The sequence below is a fragment of the Paenibacillus terrisolis genome, assembly GCF_056171975.1.
The window spans coordinates 1-16,085 of sequence record NZ_JBKFGG010000004.1; the positions used below are offsets into that span (position 1 = coordinate 1).

Annotated in this window: 10 protein-coding genes; all 10 read right to left on the reverse strand. The window is 52.6% G+C overall.

From position 1 onward, the window contains the following. Positions 1-252 precede the first annotated feature (252 nt). Positions 253-3,327 carry an NTTRR-F1 domain gene (locus ACI48K_RS04120; protein WP_475026379.1) on the reverse strand — a complete coding sequence of 1,025 codons (3,075 nt, stop codon included), beginning with the start codon at positions 3,325-3,327 and terminating at the stop codon, positions 253-255. Positions 3,328-3,577: 250 nt separating this feature from the next. After that, complete coding sequence (locus tag ACI48K_RS04125; RefSeq protein WP_475026194.1) at positions 3,578-5,410, reverse strand: sensor histidine kinase; 1,833 nt, start codon at positions 5,408-5,410, stop codon at positions 3,578-3,580. Beyond that, positions 5,394-7,016, reverse strand: coding sequence for a response regulator (locus ACI48K_RS04130; RefSeq protein WP_475026195.1), 1,623 nt, complete (start codon positions 7,014-7,016; stop codon positions 5,394-5,396). Before ACI48K_RS04130 ends, ACI48K_RS04125 begins: the two co-directional genes overlap by 17 nt. A gap of 148 nt (positions 7,017-7,164) precedes the next feature. Next, the gene (locus ACI48K_RS04135) at positions 7,165-8,928 is read right to left on the reverse strand and encodes a type 2 periplasmic-binding domain-containing protein (RefSeq protein WP_475026196.1); all 1,764 of its coding nucleotides are present in this window, start codon (positions 8,926-8,928) and stop codon (positions 7,165-7,167) included. An 89-nt stretch (positions 8,929-9,017) separates the two neighbouring features. Next, complete coding sequence (locus ACI48K_RS04140) at positions 9,018-9,896, reverse strand: carbohydrate ABC transporter permease (protein ID WP_475026197.1); 879 nt, start codon at positions 9,894-9,896, stop codon at positions 9,018-9,020. Between the two features lie 27 nt (positions 9,897-9,923). After that, positions 9,924-10,868, reverse strand: a complete 945-nt coding sequence (locus ACI48K_RS04145; RefSeq protein WP_475026198.1) for an ABC transporter permease subunit — start codon at positions 10,866-10,868, stop codon at positions 9,924-9,926. Between the two features lie 173 nt (positions 10,869-11,041). Next, the gene (locus ACI48K_RS04150; protein WP_475026199.1) at positions 11,042-12,973 is read right to left on the reverse strand and encodes a right-handed parallel beta-helix repeat-containing protein; all 1,932 of its coding nucleotides are present in this window, start codon (positions 12,971-12,973) and stop codon (positions 11,042-11,044) included. A 559-nt stretch (positions 12,974-13,532) separates the two neighbouring features. Next, on the reverse strand, positions 13,533-14,672 hold the full coding sequence (locus tag ACI48K_RS04155; protein WP_475026200.1) for an SGNH/GDSL hydrolase family protein: 1,140 nt from the start codon (positions 14,670-14,672) through the stop codon (positions 13,533-13,535). An 82-nt stretch (positions 14,673-14,754) separates the two neighbouring features. After that, positions 14,755-15,303, reverse strand: a complete 549-nt coding sequence (locus ACI48K_RS04160; RefSeq protein WP_475026201.1) for a hypothetical protein — start codon at positions 15,301-15,303, stop codon at positions 14,755-14,757. 106 nt (positions 15,304-15,409) lie between these two features. Further along, on the reverse strand, positions 15,410-15,922 hold the full coding sequence (locus ACI48K_RS04165) for a hypothetical protein (RefSeq protein WP_475026202.1): 513 nt from the start codon (positions 15,920-15,922) through the stop codon (positions 15,410-15,412). Positions 15,923-16,085: the final 163 nt, after the last annotated feature.

Sequence of the window (16,085 nt, forward strand, 5' to 3'; positions counted from 1 at the left end):
TGCTGAAAGACCTCTTATGTGAAAGGGATTTAGAAGTCTCAAATATCATATGGATTATCTTATAGAGTAGGAACGTCATTTAACTCTAGTCAAAATCACATTTTTAAAAGAATGGAGCAGAAAAACTATCAAAATGTAGAAAATAAATATATCTATCCATTGACTTGTATTGCAGAGCCGGCAGTTAATCTATTTCATAAGCGAAAAAACAAGCCCTTCCCCTTTTGGAGAAAGGCTTGTTTCGAACGATGGTTAATCCAGCAGGAGAATATCCAACTGCGCCCCTACGGTGGGCGCCAAGGTCATAACAAAAGGAACAGCGGAGTTATTGCGCACTGTAATCACATCCCCAGCGGCAAGTGTTAAAATACTCCGGCCTGTAACTTCACCTACCGCGACCAAAGCGGTTACGTTAGTAGACGGATCGACCGTTCCGTTAACGGCTATGGCAATGGCCGAACCTAAACCTGCTGTGATATATACCCCGTAATCAACTTCGTAGTTTCCTGCAGTTGGAACGGTAATCGTTGTAGCCCCGGCTGTGTGAGTTATACCGCCTACCAAAGGTCCGTTCGTACTGAATGGAACGTCGGCACCGCCAACGACCGTTGAATCGGCAATAGTCGCAAGCTCATACACATTACCAAAAGAGGCGATTCCCGCTCCCGTTTCACCTGTTGCGCCTGTGGCTCCGGTGTCACCCGTTGCTCCCGTTGCGCCTGTGGCTCCGGTGTCACCTGTCGCGCCCGTGGCTCCGGTGTCACCTGTCGCTCCTGTTGCTCCCGTGGCTCCGGTGTCACCCGTGGCGCCCGTGGCTCCGGTGTCACCTGTCGCTCCTGTTGCACCTGTGTCACCTGTGGCTCCTGTCGCTCCCGTTGCGCCCGTGGCTCCGGTGTCACCTGTCGATCCTGTTGCGCCTGTGGCTCCGGTGTCACCCGTCGCTCCTGTTGCGCCTGTGGCTCCGGTGTCACCCGTCGCTCCTGTTGCGCCCGTGGCTCCGGTGTCACCCGTCGCTCCTGTTGCGCCCGTGGCTCCGGTGTCACCCGTCGCTCCTGTTGCGCCCGTGGCTCCGGTGTCACCCGTCGCTCCTGTTGCGCCCGTGGCTCCGGTGTCACCCGTCGCTCCTGTTGCGCCCGTGGCTCCGGTGTCACCCGTCGCTCCTGTTGCGCCCGTGGCTCCGGTGTCACCCGTCGCTCCTGTTGCGCCCGTGGCTCCGGTGTCACCCGTCGCTCCTGTTGCGCCCGTGGCTCCGGTGTCACCCGTCGCTCCTGTTGCGCCCGTGGCTCCGGTGTCACCCGTCGCTCCTGTTGCGCCCGTGGCTCCGGTGTCACCCGTCGCTCCTGTTGCGCCCGTGGCTCCGGTGTCACCCGTCGCTCCTGTTGCGCCCGTGGCTCCGGTGTCACCCGTCGCTCCTGTTGCGCCCGTGGCTCCGGTGTCACCCGTCGCTCCTGTTGCGCCCGTGGCTCCGGTGTCACCCGTCGCTCCTGTTGCGCCCGTGGCTCCGGTGTCACCCGTCGCTCCTGTTGCGCCCGTGGCTCCGGTGTCACCCGTCGCTCCTGTTGCGCCCGTGGCTCCGGTGTCACCCGTCGCTCCTGTTGCGCCCGTGGCTCCGGTGTCACCCGTCGCTCCTGTTGCGCCCGTGGCTCCGGTGTCACCCGTCGCTCCTGTTGCGCCCGTGGCTCCGGTGTCACCCGTCGCTCCTGTTGCGCCCGTGGCTCCGGTGTCACCCGTCGCTCCTGTTGCGCCCGTGGCTCCGGTGTCACCCGTCGCTCCTGTTGCGCCCGTGGCTCCGGTGTCACCCGTCGCTCCTGTTGCGCCCGTGGCTCCGGTGTCACCTGTCGCTCCTGTTGCGCCCGTGGCTCCGGTGTCACCTGTCGCTCCTGTTGCGCCCGTGGCCCCGGTGTCACCTGTCGCTCCTGTTGCGCCCGTGGCTCCTGTCGCTCCCGTTGCGCCCGTTGCGCCTGTGGCTCCGGTGTCACCCGTGGCTCCCGTTGCCCCAGTACCACCTGTTGCACCTGTCGCCCCAGTACCACCTGTTGCACCTGTCGCCCCAGTACCACCTGTTGCACCTGTCGCCCCAGTACCACCTGTTGCACCTGTCGCCCCAGTACCACCTGTTGCACCTGTCGCCCCAGTACCACCTGTTGCACCTGTCGCCCCAGTACCACCTGTTGCACCTGTCGCCCCAGTACCACCTGTTGCACCTGTCGCCCCAGTACCACCTGTTGCACCTGTCGCCCCAGTACCACCTGTTGCACCTGTCGCCCCAGTACCACCTGTTGCACCTGTCGCCCCAGTACCACCTGTTGCACCTGTCGCCCCAGTACCACCTGTTGCACCTGTCGCCCCAGTACCACCTGTTGCACCTGTCGCCCCAGTACCACCTGTTGCACCTGTCGCCCCAGTACCACCTGTTGCACCTGTCGCCCCAGTACCACCTGTTGCACCTGTCGCCCCAGTACCACCTGTTGCACCTGTCGCCCCAGTACCACCTGTTGCACCTGTCGCCCCAGTACCACCTGTTGCACCTGTCGCCCCAGTACCACCTGTTGCACCTGTCGCCCCAGTACCACCTGTTGCACCTGTCGCCCCAGTACCACCTGTTGCACCTGTCGCCCCAGTACCACCTGTTGCACCTGTCGCCCCAGTACCACCTGTTGCACCTGTCGCCCCAGTACCACCTGTTGCACCTGTCGCCCCAGTACCACCTGTTGCACCTGTCGCCCCAGTACCACCTGTTGCACCTGTCGCCCCAGTACCACCTGTTGCACCTGTCGCCCCAGTACCACCTGTGGCACCTGTCGTGCCTGTTGCACCTGTGGCACCCGTTGCTCCGGTCGCACCTGTGGCTCCTCCGCCGCCCGTGAGCGTCAGCGATACGTCATCCACCAAAAGATCCGTCGTTCCGGCTTGCGGAAGATTATTGATCAAAAGAAACGCTTGCGTCGTTCCGGGCGGCGCCACGCTTGTCGTTCCGGTGATTTGTGCCCACGTGCCGGCTACGTCGGGAATATCGCCGGCCGGAACCGTGATAAACAGCCCGTTCCCTAGGTTCGTAAAGGAACTGTTAAAGAACGTGACTTGAATTTGCGCTGCCGAAGACGGCGTTGCTCCAACCTTCGCCAGAAAAAGGGACAGATCGTACGCTTGACCGGCGGTTGCCGTTACGAACTGCGAGATAAAGGATGTCACCCCGCCCCCTTGCAATCTCGCCGAAAAGCTCCCTGAATGCGCGAACATACTGGTAACGGTAGCATTGGAAGAACTCCACGGAACCAGGGTTCCCGTTTCAAATCCCCCGTTAACCACTAAATTTGGACCAGGCATCAGTAGATTACCTCCTCTCATTGTTGAAGGACTTCTATGTGTGGATTTAGAAGTCTTGAATATCATATGGATTTTCTTATAGAGTAGGAACGTCATTTAACTCTAGTCGAAATCACATTTTTAGAAGAGAGGTCTCGGAGAAACTATTAAAATCCGTAAAACTAATATAGGCCCACCCTTTGGCTCCCCTTCTTGAGCCAGCGGTGAACCTATACAATCGAAATTTATCGCATTCTTTTCAGATGTTCCATCAGGGAAGAATCGGCAAGCGAACGATCACTTCCGTGCCTTCCCCTTCGCGGCTGTCGATGGCAAGGCCATAAGTTGTCCCATATTGCATCTGAATCCGGCGCTGCACGTTCACAAGTCCGATGCTTTCTCCGGTTTCGGCACCGGCTTCACTGCCGTAACGCAATTTTTTGCGGATCGAATCCAGCAGCGCGGAAGAAATGCCGTTGCCGTTGTCTTTAACCGAAATCATCAGCTGCCCCTCCGACTCCGAAGCGGAAATATTTATTTTTCCGTTATAGCTTTTCGACTGCATGCCGTGAATAAAAGCATTTTCGACGATCGGCTGAAGAATGAACCGGATGATTTGTGAAGCCATGAGCTCCCCCGGGATGAAAGTGGCTGTTTCCACCCCTTCCCCGTAGCGGGCGTTCATGATTTTCAAATAATTCTCGATATACGCCATTTCCTCTTCCAGAGAGGTGGTTAGCGATCGCTCTTTATAAATGGATCTCAGCATGTTGCCAAGCGTCGTAATGCTGTCCACGATGCTGTGCTCTTTTTGTACCATAGCCATCCATTTGATCGTATTGAGCGCATTATAAAGGAAATGCGGGTTGATCTGGGATTGGAGCGCCTCCATCTCCAGCTTTCTTTTGTCCGCTTCTATTTGCTTGTTCTCCGAGATCAGCTCTTCGATGCTCATGGACATTTTATTGAACCTTCTCCCGATGAGTCCCAGCTCCGTGCTTGGAGTCTCATCCAGCATGATTCCCAGATTCCCCTTTTCCATCTCCCGCATCGCGTAGACTAGATGGTTGAACGGCCGGGTGATCCGGTAAATCCAATAGAAGGACAGCAGCAAAGCCAGCAGCAAGCCAAGCCCGAGCATGATGCCGATCAGGCGCCGCAAAATGATGATATTGCGGGTAAACTGCGTTTCCGGTGTTTCGTTAACCAGGATCCAGCCCGTTTTGCCGATCCGGTAATACGTAATCTGCTTGTTGCGGCCGTCCGCCTCCATGCTGAAGCTGCCGTTTGTTTTGGAACGATCGATTCGTTCGGCAAGCTCCACCTTATTCCCGATTTTTGACGGATCGGAATTGGAAACCATGTGCCCCGTGTCGTCTATCAGATATTGGGTCCCCGTCACGGCGCTGTTCTCGCTGTTGTAGATGGAGCCAAACTCCGATTGTTTTACATTGATGGCAAGCACCGCCGAGCGGTTGATCCGGCCCAGCACGTTAACGTTGCGGACCACCGTCATAAATGGAACCGGATTGCTTCCCGGGTCTCCTTCCGACAATCCGAACATTGCGGAGTCCGTCTGGCCATTCCAGACAAATCCGTACATCTGTTCTTTGATGCTCCGGTACAAGGACGTGGAAAAGAACGGACTCGACTGGCGCGCATCGTGGCGGTACCAGCTTCCCCCAACCGAATCGGACAAGGCCTCCCCAGTCCCGCAGGTTAGCGAAATCGAATATACGAAAGGATAGGTTCCCAAAATGTCGTCCAGCGCTTTGATCGTTTCCTTGGCTCCGACGATGCGTGTTGTCTCGTCGGCATCGTCCGGCAAATTGATAAAGGCTTGAACGTCCTTGTTGATCGCAAGCAAGCCGGCCAGCTTCTCCAGTTGATCGCGAAAATTGAGAATATTGTACTCCGCTTGACGAAACTGCCGGGTCACCAGTTCCTCCGACTGCTTTTTTAGCATGGACATCACGCTGCTGTATACCAGCGCGGCAATCAGGGAGACGATCAGAAGAGTCATGAAAAGGAAGGATGCGATCAGCTGCGTTTTCAGCTTGAGATTGAAGTTTCGGTCGGTAAAAATTTTAAGGATTTTCATCATGAACCGCTTTCCTTTCCAGCACTTTTTTTCGTCTAAACTCCACCGGAGACACACCCGTCGTTTTTTTGAAAATCCGGCTGAAGTAAGCGCTGTCAGGGACGCCGACATTTTCGGCGACTTCGTAGGTTTTCAGCGTGGTATGGAGCAGAAGCTCCTTGGCCTTTTCCATTCGGTAATCCGTCAAAAATTCGATCAGATTGCGGCCCATGTCTTTTTTGAACAGAAGGCTTAAATAATTCGGACTGAGCTCGACATACTCGGATATTTCCTTCAAAGTAATGTTCTGGTCGTATCGCTGCCGGATGAATTGCACGGCCTCCGCAACTTCCTTGCTGACGGACTTGATCATTCTCTTGATCTTGGCGGTTTCCGCAAGGTGACCTTCCCAAGCTTTGATGGTATCCGAGATCGTGGCGCTGGCGTTGACCTTCTCTTCCCCGGATAATTCCATCAGGGCCGCTTGATCTTCCGGGATTTGCAAATAAGCGTAAGTCCATTCCATCAATCCGGAGAACATCCTCTTCCAGCTTCGTTCGTCAGGCAAAATTTCCCCCATCCGCTTCTCCGTCTCCATCTTCAGATCTTCAAAATAAGCGGAACCCAAAGCCTCCCAAGCCTTACAGCTTTGCAGCGTTTCTTGTTTCCAGCGCTGCTCCGGGAAATGGTTCGGACTCCATGACGAATAGAATTCGACTGCAGCATCAGAGAAATAGCGCGCTTTCATAACCTCGCTGCATTCCTGATAGAGGCGGCGCCATTTCGTAAAACCCCGTGCCAGTGAACTTACGCTGATAAAAACGGGAACGTCGAAATAGGTCCGCATCACCTTTTGGACATTGGCAAAAATATCGCCCCATTTCAGGCAAATTTCTTCATCGGACCATTTCTCGTCAAAAGAAAACAGCAAAAGATACCGGTGCGCCTGATCGTGATAGGCCTCGCCGACACCATGATTATTCAGGATTTCATTCAAAACGTTCAGGATCGTAAAATGGATCAGCTCTCCCCGGTCATCGTCAAAGCGCTGGAGTAAACGCGTGCATTGACGAGGTTCCAGCATCGCCATCGCCGTCCGTCCGGACTCCAGCCTGGAACCCAATTGCTTCAGTTGTTCGGCCAGTTCCGAGTCGGAATAAACGCCATAAAACAAATAATCCTTGATCAGTTTTTCCTTCAGCATGTTCAGATTCATTCGATGATTTAAGGTTAGCGGGGTATATGTTTTCCGAGACCGAAGCTCCTCGTAGACGGAAGACAAAATATCCTCCATCTCGTTCTCCGTCATCGTCAGTTTTAAAATATAACCGGATACTTTCAGACTGGCGGCTTTTCGGGCATATTCGAATTCTTCGATACAAGAAAGAATGAGGATTTTCGTGTCCTGGTCTTTTTTCCGGATTTCCGAGATCAGCTGAAGTCCGTCCATCACGGGCATTTTCAGGTCGGTGATGATCAGGTCCGGCTTCTCTTCCTCATAGATTTTTAAGGCCTCCCGGCCGTTGGCGACGTCGGCGATGACCTCCATCTCGTAGTTGCTCCACGGAATCGAATTTTTCAGGCCGACGCGAACGAGCAGTTCATCTTCCACGATCAACACAGAATACATGAGGACCCACTCCATTCGATAATCTCGTTGTACTTCAACGATATCATAGACATGCTCCAATGGATATGTAAAAAGATATCAGCCCGCCGCGAAAACAGGCAGACTGATATCCGTGCTATCATCTTCAAAAAAAGAAGGAGATTATTCCTTATTGCTGAGCTCCTGCGGTAAGCTCTTTGTAGGTTTGCAATCCTTGATCGTACGATTGCTTCCAGAAAGCGTCGACTTCCTCAAAACCGGCTTTGTTCATCTGATCGATGATGCGGTCTTTTTCTTTTTGGAAAGCGTCGTCGCTTTTCGTCATGATGGCTTTCGGAATTTCCCGAATCAGAATTTGTTCGATGTTGCTTTCTTTCTTCGCCAGGTCGTCAGAGCCTTGCGGCTGCAGGGCAGGCATGGCCGGAATAAAGGATGAGCTGAGCGGTTTGGCTTTGCCTTGTTTTACGAGTTGATCCCATGCGTCGCCAGGGAACTTGCCGCCGTAATGTTCGCTGTATTCCTTGTCGAGCGGCGTAAGTTTGGTCATGATGAACTTGTCGGAGTTTCTCAGGTCCACGTAGGCTCCGTCATCCGGATTGATGGCGCTGCCGCCGAGTCCAACGAGTTTCCCGTACAAGCCGATCCCCGTTTCAGCCGCAAAATTCGAATCGGTGGTCATTTGTTTAATTACATCGTCTTTAATTTCAGGTTTGCCGTTCTCAACATCCCAGTGAACGCCTTTTACCCCGTTCAAAAGCAGCCGTGCTCCATCATAAGTGCGGAAGTAATCAAGGAATTCCATGGCGCGTTCCGGATTTTTGCAGCTCTTCGTGATGATGATCCAAGGGTCATTTTCCCCAACGATCGATTGCAGAGCGTAAGCCTGATTCGTAGCGCCGTCGACCACTTGGGCTTCAAAGCCTTTATCGTCTTCGCCTTTGGCTTTGAAATAAGCGTTGGCTGCGTCGATTTCCCAGCCCATATGGATGGTCAGGAGCTGTCCGGCTTTCAGCTTGGCTTCATAGTCGCTCATTTTTTGCGTGAACATATCCATATCCAAAATGCCGGCGCGGTAAGCTTTATTGTAGAACTCTACGCCTCTCCAGAGCGGACCGTCCGGAGCATACCGGTGTACGTAAGAGCCGTCCGGCTTGGTAACGGTATTCTTGGTGTTTTCCGTCCAGCCTTCTTCATAGATGAACGGTACGTGGTATGACCAGAGACCCCAATCGGTCCAGCCGGAGATCCCGTAAACCTTTTTGCCTTCGTCCGTTTTTGGATGTTTCTTGAGTTCGTCGGCAATCATCGGAATCATATCGTCGAACGATTTGAGTTCCGGATAACCTTCTTCTTTGTACAAATCCCACCGTGTGTACCAAGCGACGTTCGGCGAATAGTTGACGTACTGCTTCGCATCGGGAACGACGCTGATCGGAAGGAAATAATAATCCCCGTCCGTATTATTCATGCGTTTATTGATGACGTCGAGAGCGGATTTATATTTCAAAATATCTTGGCCTTTGGATTCCAGCAGCTGCTTCAAAGGCATGGCAATTTTACCGTCCATGGCCGCTCTGCCCTGTTCCGGCGGCACGATCATGATGTCGGGGAGGTCTCCGCCGGCCAGCATGACTTTGATTTTTTCCGGGTCGCTGCTGATAATGTCCATGGTGACGCCCGTTTGTTTCTTGATTTCATCGGCTACCGGATTCTTCTGAACGCCGGGAGCCCCCGAGGAGAATATCTGGTCCGTACTGATCGTCAGCGTGATGGGCTCTTTCCCTGAGGTGCTGTTGCCGCTATTCGATGCGTTTCCGGAAGTATTCTCGGCGGAGTTGTTTCCGCCCGAGTTGCCTCCGCCGCAAGCGGTCAGGGCGAGCATCAGGCTGGCGATAACGGCGGACAGCACGATACGCGGTGCTCTTTTACTCATGTTGATATTAACCCTCCTTATGAATGCTATGGTTTGTCTATTATATACAGCCCGGATCCGGGCGGCATACCGTAAAATAAATGTTCAGGTCAGCCCTTGATGGCGCCAAGCATAATGCCCTTGACAAAATACCGCTGCATCGTCGGATATACAACCAGAATCGGCAGCGTAACGATGATCGTCGTGCACATTTTAATCGATTCCGGCGTCAGTTTGATGCTTTGCGCATTCCGGGTAATGCTCGAAGCGTCCATGGTAGCCAAGGCGTTGGCCGAGTTCAAATATTCATACAGAATGAGCTGAAGCGTCTTAAGACTCTGATTTTGAACCAGAAAATAATTGTCCATCCATGTATTCCATTGTCCGACTGCGGCGAAAATCGCCACGGTGGCCAAAATCGGTTTGCACAGAGGGAAGATAATCGATCTGAACAAGGTCAGGTAGCCGGCTCCGTCGATCATGGCCGATTCTTCCAATGCGGCCGGCAGCTGCTCGATATACGTCTTCATCAGGATGACGTAGAATCCGGACACGGCCGTCGGCAGCACATACAGCAGGAAGTTATTGTTCAGGTGAAGCATTTTCATCGTAATGTACCAGGGAATCAGACCCGCGTTGATGTACAGCGTGATCACCAGCATCCGGTAGACCAGCTTTCGAAACAGCATTTTGTCCTTTGTCAGCAAATAAGAGAAAAAGCTGCAGCAAATGATCGTAAGTCCGGTGCCAACCACCGTTCTTGCCGCCGAGATGAAGAACGAATTTTTCATATACGGCAAGTTGAGAATATTCTTGTAAGTATCGAGGTTAAATCCCGCCGGCAGCAGGAAGATCCCTTGAGATACCTTCATCGGATCGCTGATCGAATAAATGAAAACGTAGTAAAACGGATAAATGCAGATGACGACAAACAGGAACAGCAGTGTGTAGTTAACGACGTCAAACCAGCGGTGCTCCGCTTTGCGCATGGGTCATACCTCTCCTTCCGATGTTCTCTATATCAGGTTCTCGCCGCGGACTTTTTTGGAAATGCGGTTCACGGAGAATAACAAAATGACACTTACTATGGTTTTGAATATCCCGACTGCGGTCGCGTAAGGATAATCCCCTACGATAATCCCCATCCGGTACGCGAAATAATCAAGCACCTCGATCTTGCTGGCGACCAAAGGGTTGTAAAAGACGAAATATTGGTCGAACGAGCTGGACAGCATGTTGCTGATATTCAACAGTGTCAGTACCAGGAAGGTCGGCAAGATGCCCGGAACGGTAATATGCCAGATCGTTTTGAAACGGCCCGCCCCATCCACTCTCGCTGCGTCGTAAAGCTCCGCGTCGATCCCGGCAATAGCTGCGATATAAATGATGGCGCTCCAGCCCAGTCCCTTCCAAACCGTAATCAGGGCTTGAAATACCCAGGTGAAATTCGCGTTTGACATCGGTTGAACCTGATGATCGATCCCCAGCATGCCGAGTAAGGAGTTGATTAGCCCCTCACTGGAGAAAAAAGCGAAGGCCAGCGAGAAAACCAGGACCCAGCTGATAAAGTTCGGCAGCGTCGAAAAGGTCTGCACGAATTTTTTGTAACGGGTAGACCGAACCTCGTTGATCATGATGGCAAATATGATGGCGAGCGGCGACAGCAGCAGGTTAAGGAGGTTCATCGCCAAGGTATTGATGAGCGCGTTCACCAGATCCGTGGAGCCGGTCAATATCTCCTTGAAATGCTCGAAGCCTACGAAAGGCGTCATGGAGAGCGGAATCCCCGGCTTATAATCGAAGAAGGCGTAAATCCAGCCATAGACCGGGAAGTAATTGAAGAGCAGCATCAAAATGATGAACGGAACGGAGAAAAGGAACAGCAGCAGGCCGTCCCTGCTTCTTTTTCGTTTCCCGCCGATTTGCGGCGTGACGGTTTGTGTAACGGTTTGTGAAGCCATGGCAGCAAACTCCTTTCTACATGGTGCATTTTCAGTATAAAGTTGGCCTTAAGGAATCTGAATGTAATCTATTCCTACTTCTTGGAGGAAACTATGCGTGTGGAAGAATGCGCTTTCTTTTTTGACGCCGGTCCCCAAAAGAGTTGGACTTTTTTCCGGGGAATGGGACTTTTTTACGAAAGCAGGTGGCGGTAGCTTTCCTGAAGTCCGGCCTGAAACGCCTCAGCCCTAGGGAACCGCGGGGAGTCCGGACCGAGATTCGTAATGTTGCCGTAGACCGTCAATGTCTCGAAGGTTTCTTTGACCCCTTCATGGTAATAAATCGGCACTACAACGCCGTGGACGATGTTGCCCGAGATTTCGATCCACGCCGAGGCCTCGTCCATGTAAATCCCGCCGGGAAAACCGTGAATCCGCGTGTAATGATCATATTTTTCATAATGACCGAACGTATGGCGCACCACGTCCTCAATACACACGGGACCTTCCGAATTGCCGTTGTCGTGGATATAGTTGCCGACGATTTGCGAATCCGGCATCGCGGAAAGCGTGTAGATGGCGCCTCCGTCATGAAGCTTTCTCAGTACATGGTGAATGTGATTGTATGCCACACGGATGCGCTTCGAGACAGTGGGTTCGCGGAAGACCGGATAATAGTCCGGAGCGAAGTTGGACAAGCGCTCGATGCCGGGATCGCAGTAGCCCCAGCCCCAGCCGATGGAGATGCCCGAGTAGGCGATTTCGCAAATCTCGTTATGGGCGATCGTAGTCCCTTCGGTATACCCCGTTATGACCGCTACGCTGCCTTTGAAGTCGGTGCCGATGTGGTGAAAATAGTTGTTCTCCACCCGGTTGTCCGCGACGATCTCCCGCAGATCCTCCGGATGGGCATCATGGAACGAAAAGTCGCCGATCTGTACGCCGCTCCCGGCGATATAAGCAAACTCGTTGCCGATCAAGGCATTATTCCGCGAACCGAATTCGATATCCACGGCCCCGCTGCCTAAGCGATTAAATCGGCATCCCTCAAACTCAATCTCCCGCGCCGCATGCAAAACGATTGCCGATGGAACCTTGCGGTAGGCGGAATGCGCGTTCAGATCATTCCCCGGGTCCTTCAGCAGATTGGCCTGGATTTCCGGATGTCCCTCAAGCAAAGGCTGCATAAAGGTGGTATGGCTAAAGGTCAACCCGTGAAAAGAAATCCCCGACACCGGAGCATCCAGCGTCCCTTTTATCTCAATCAGCCTCTCCGCCAGCGGGATGATGAATTCGAGCTCGGACACGGTTTCCTCTTCTTTGGCGTAGTAATAAATCACTTGTCCGGCCCGGTCGTAATACCATTCCCCTGGGTTGTCCATCCGCTCGAACACATTTTCAAAATAGCTCGGCACTCCTACCTGGACCCCCGCTTTGATCTGGCAATCGCGGAAGCAGGGCATTTTCATATGGATGATCGCTTCCTCGCCGCTTCGTTCGATGGAATCAATCGGACATATGCTGTGCGCCCAGCCCACATCAAACACCGCTTCAATATCCTGAGGATTGCTCCAGCCCAGCATTTCGGCATGGATCGTCCGGTATCCGGCGTAAACCGGCAGTTCCCCTTGATAGGTGCGGACAGTCTCCTGTTTGTTCCAAAATTCATAAGCGTCGTTAGCAGCCTTATCCCAGCCGGTTGCTGTGATCTCGGCTGTTTTGGGCCTTGGGGCAGGCTCGCCGTTGACATACAGATGACGGCTGTACGGCAGACCCGCTGCGGAAGCTTTATATAACCTGCGGCCGGCGGCATCAACGACCGCTTTCCAGCCGTTTACCCGAACGCCGCCGCTGAGGACCGCCTTTTCGCCTGGATAAGCCTCATAACGAATCCGGAAATCGCCGCCGGCCGAATCCTCCGGTCCAAAAACGAGCGGCTCCTTCAAAATATAAGTGCCTTCCCGGATCCAAACCACAAAGTCTCCCCGCATGGAAGGGAGGTGGTTCCGCACTTCTTTCATTGCCCTGCCGATAGTCCGGAAGGGGTGTTCCTTGCTCCCGGAATGATCGTCTTGCCCCTCCGGCGAGACGAACCACTCGTTTTGGACCGTTCTGATCGCAGTCATATTCCCTATCACTCCTCCTGATCCCGGCCAAGGTAAGTCTCTGCTTTTTTTGCCTATCTCCCTCAGCCTTCACTTGATAGGGTAATTATAGAAAGCGGGGTATTGAATAGGAATGGATTTAATTATGACTTTCGGTACTCTCCTATCTACCTGACCGGAAATGCCATTGGACGGCCGGGCAAACTTGAACGAACAAGCTTGAACGAACAGTCCGGGCTCGACAAGCAGAGCCAGCCTAGGTCAACAGCAATGGACTCAGATGACGCTATTGGCTCGAAAAAGCAATGCCGTTATTTAAATGAAAAGCCGGGTTTTGGGCTTCAATTGGCCAATTTAACGACGCTGGAGTCCCTTAGAACTCCCAAAAGAGCAGTTGGCAGCAAATAAGGGCTGTAGGATTCGTTAGAATGGAATAGTATGAGAATGCCTGAAACGCAAAAAAAGACAAGCAGGAAAATAAGTTTCCGTCTTGTCCCAATCTTTGAAATGATTTTTTTGAACAACGCAACTGCCTCGAAAGCATATCACACGATGCAGTCCGCATCGCAGCTTAGAAGAGTCACTGCTTTTGATCCAGAAGTTTCAATATCCGCAAGACCGTTCCTTTGCTTCTCGCATCCTTTGAAACTGAGGGACGCACCGTAATACGGGCGGGAAAGGATTCCGTCTCCACCGGAAAGAGAACAATGACCGGGCGGTACACCGTTTCACACCATTCGTCGAACGGATTGTGGGTATTGAACTCGCCGCCGTTCACGGAGTATTCGAGCATCCCCGTGTCCAGTCCGCAGAGCATCAACAGCCCCGCATGCGAACCATGCGCGAAGAACTCGAGCGATGCTCCTGCATTACTGGAGACAAAATGATGGAGACCATATCTCCAGTTGATGAGCGGCGCCGGATTCGAAAGCCCGTCCGCCCAGTGAAAGCCGGTTTGCCGATTGGCTTGATCCAAAGGCAGCAAAGCCCCGTGTTCATAGCAGTCCCCCCTAAGCGGTATTGGAAGGACGGCCAAGGAATCGAAATCCTCTGCTGGTCGATCCAGGACTTCCGGACCCAGTGCGAGATCAAGATACTCGTGAAGCGTTTCCGCATACGCGGCATATCCCAGGTCGCTAGGGTGCACGCCATCGGGAATCAGCGATTCCCGGGTCATCTGTCCGGAACGTATTTTTTCGCGCAGCGGCGGTACGAAGTTTACCGATGATATCCCGTAATGGGATGCCACTTCTTCATGAATTCCAATCTGCAGTGGAGCCGGATCGTTTAAATTGCTGTCCTTCGCCATATAAACAAAGCAGATATCCGTTTGGGGCGAACGCTGCCGGCACTCCCGTACAATGCCCTCCATCCCGCGCAGGATTTCCTCGCGGTCCTCTCCATCGTTGACGGCAAAATCAACAAACATGAGGTCAATCTCCCCCCGCTTCAAAACATGCCCATGCAGCCGAAAAGCGCCGAAGGCGGAGTTCGTTCCTCCAACGCCGGCATTGATACAGCGTACCTCCTGTTCCGGAAAACGTTCCTTGAGATATTTGCCGGTGAGCGCCCGCCAGCTGGTTTCCTCCGGATTCGACGCGCCAAAGCCTTCCGTAACCGAACCTCCCAAAAAAGCAACCGTTATCCCCTTGCCGTTCTCAAGGCGTAAATTAACGCGTGGCAGCCCCCCGCGAAGACGTATGTATTCCGTGTTTTCCATGCTCAGCACCTTCCTTAACCTTCCGTCCGGATCGTTTCAAGGCTATTATGGAAGGCGAGCCTACCGATTGAAATGGATTTTTCTATGATTTTCGGATTTCGTCATGTTGAACCTGTTCAATCACAAGTTTATCTCCCGCAACAACGGCATTCAAATTCAGCCTTCTCAGCATCACGTACACTTGCTCCTCACAAGCAAATAATGCGGCTCCCTTATAGTAGATATCCGACCTGTTCAACCGGATTAGTTCTTGGTTCGGCAGCCCGAATCGATATTCATATTCCGCGTTGCTTACATAATGGTAGAAGACCGCAGCGCTTAAGTAGAACTCATCGTCCAATATCAGTACGGAATACAGCGTCTCGTTATCCGGAAAAACTTTAAAAACCTCCGATTCGATCAAACACTGCGGGGAATTCCCGATAATGGTTTTGACCTGCCCTGAGGTTAACGGAAGTTTCAGCATTCTGTGATTGATCTCCTCCGCAATTCCGATTAGCTTGGAAATACCCATGAGAACAAATCCGCTAACAATGCTGAGCAACAGAAAGACCGGATGATATGCCAGGACCCCTATAAACGTGCCAAATACTATAATGACACACCCGGCGACAAATTGAACCTCTTTCAAAATCAATCCCCCAATTTTCCGAATAAAAGCCGGCAATGAAGCCGTTCGAGCCGAGTACGCTCCGGCCCCACAACCCAAGCTTCCTTTAAGCGCGAAGTAACCAAGGCTACCGGCCGGAATCAAATGTTTTTTCCTCATCGCCGATTTCCATGATTACCCCCGGCTCCTGCGAAGTTCCCGAGAAACCGCCCGTGTTTTTATAAACTCCCTCAAAGCTGGTGCCTACCGTAACCTTGATATGCAACGGAAGACGGATTTCTTTAGCTTCGAACTCCAGCCCTTCCACATACGGAATAACCGGCTTGATCCAAACTACGGCCTCTTTTCCATAATTAAAAAAACGGAACGAGCAGTTTGCTTCCACTTGTGTTCCTTCCGATCGAACGGTACACTCACTGCCCTTAGGGGAGTAATCGACCGACGATACGCCGCCAGCGTTGTGCTTCACCATGAACATAACCTTTTCGGAGACGAGCGGGGAGAATAAAAATACGCCCACGCAGGTAACAACGACCCGGCTAAAAATGCGGGGATATTTCTTAACATAGAGCCTTGTAATACCGGATAGACCAATAATAAGCAGAATGAAACCCATGATGACGGGAAGATGAAACTTCATGTTTCTTTGTTCTGTCCAAGGCGAAAGGCCTAATGATGCAAAGAGCAAATCCCCGTAAGAACGCCCCAGATGATTCAAGGGCAGGAGGATCATAGCCATAATTATTGCGGTCCAAAAAATTATACGCTTTTTCAACAATATCCCCCCATGGCCTGTGCTCCTT

Bases quoted from the DNA above. Each gene is read 5' to 3' on its own strand.
- ACI48K_RS04135 (WP_475026196.1), bottom strand. From the start codon at position 8,928: ATGAGTAAAAGAGCACCGCGTATCGTGCTGTCCGCCGTTATCGCCAGC.
- ACI48K_RS04130 (WP_475026195.1), bottom strand. From the start codon at position 7,016: ATGTATTCTGTGTTGATCGTGGAAGATGAACTGCTCGTTCGCGTCGGC.
- ACI48K_RS04165 (WP_475026202.1), bottom strand. From the start codon at position 15,922: ATGAAGTTTCATCTTCCCGTCATCATGGGTTTCATTCTGCTTATTATT.
- ACI48K_RS04150 (WP_475026199.1), bottom strand. From the start codon at position 12,973: ATGACTGCGATCAGAACGGTCCAAAACGAGTGGTTCGTCTCGCCGGAG.
- ACI48K_RS04120 (WP_475026379.1), bottom strand. From the start codon at position 3,327: ATGCCTGGTCCAAATTTAGTGGTTAACGGGGGATTTGAAACGGGAACC.
- ACI48K_RS04125 (WP_475026194.1), bottom strand. From the start codon at position 5,410: ATGATGAAAATCCTTAAAATTTTTACCGACCGAAACTTCAATCTCAAG.
- ACI48K_RS04140 (WP_475026197.1), bottom strand. From the start codon at position 9,896: ATGCGCAAAGCGGAGCACCGCTGGTTTGACGTCGTTAACTACACACTG.
- ACI48K_RS04155 (WP_475026200.1), bottom strand. From the start codon at position 14,672: ATGGAAAACACGGAATACATACGTCTTCGCGGGGGGCTGCCACGCGTT.
- ACI48K_RS04145 (WP_475026198.1), bottom strand. From the start codon at position 10,868: ATGGCTTCACAAACCGTTACACAAACCGTCACGCCGCAAATCGGCGGG.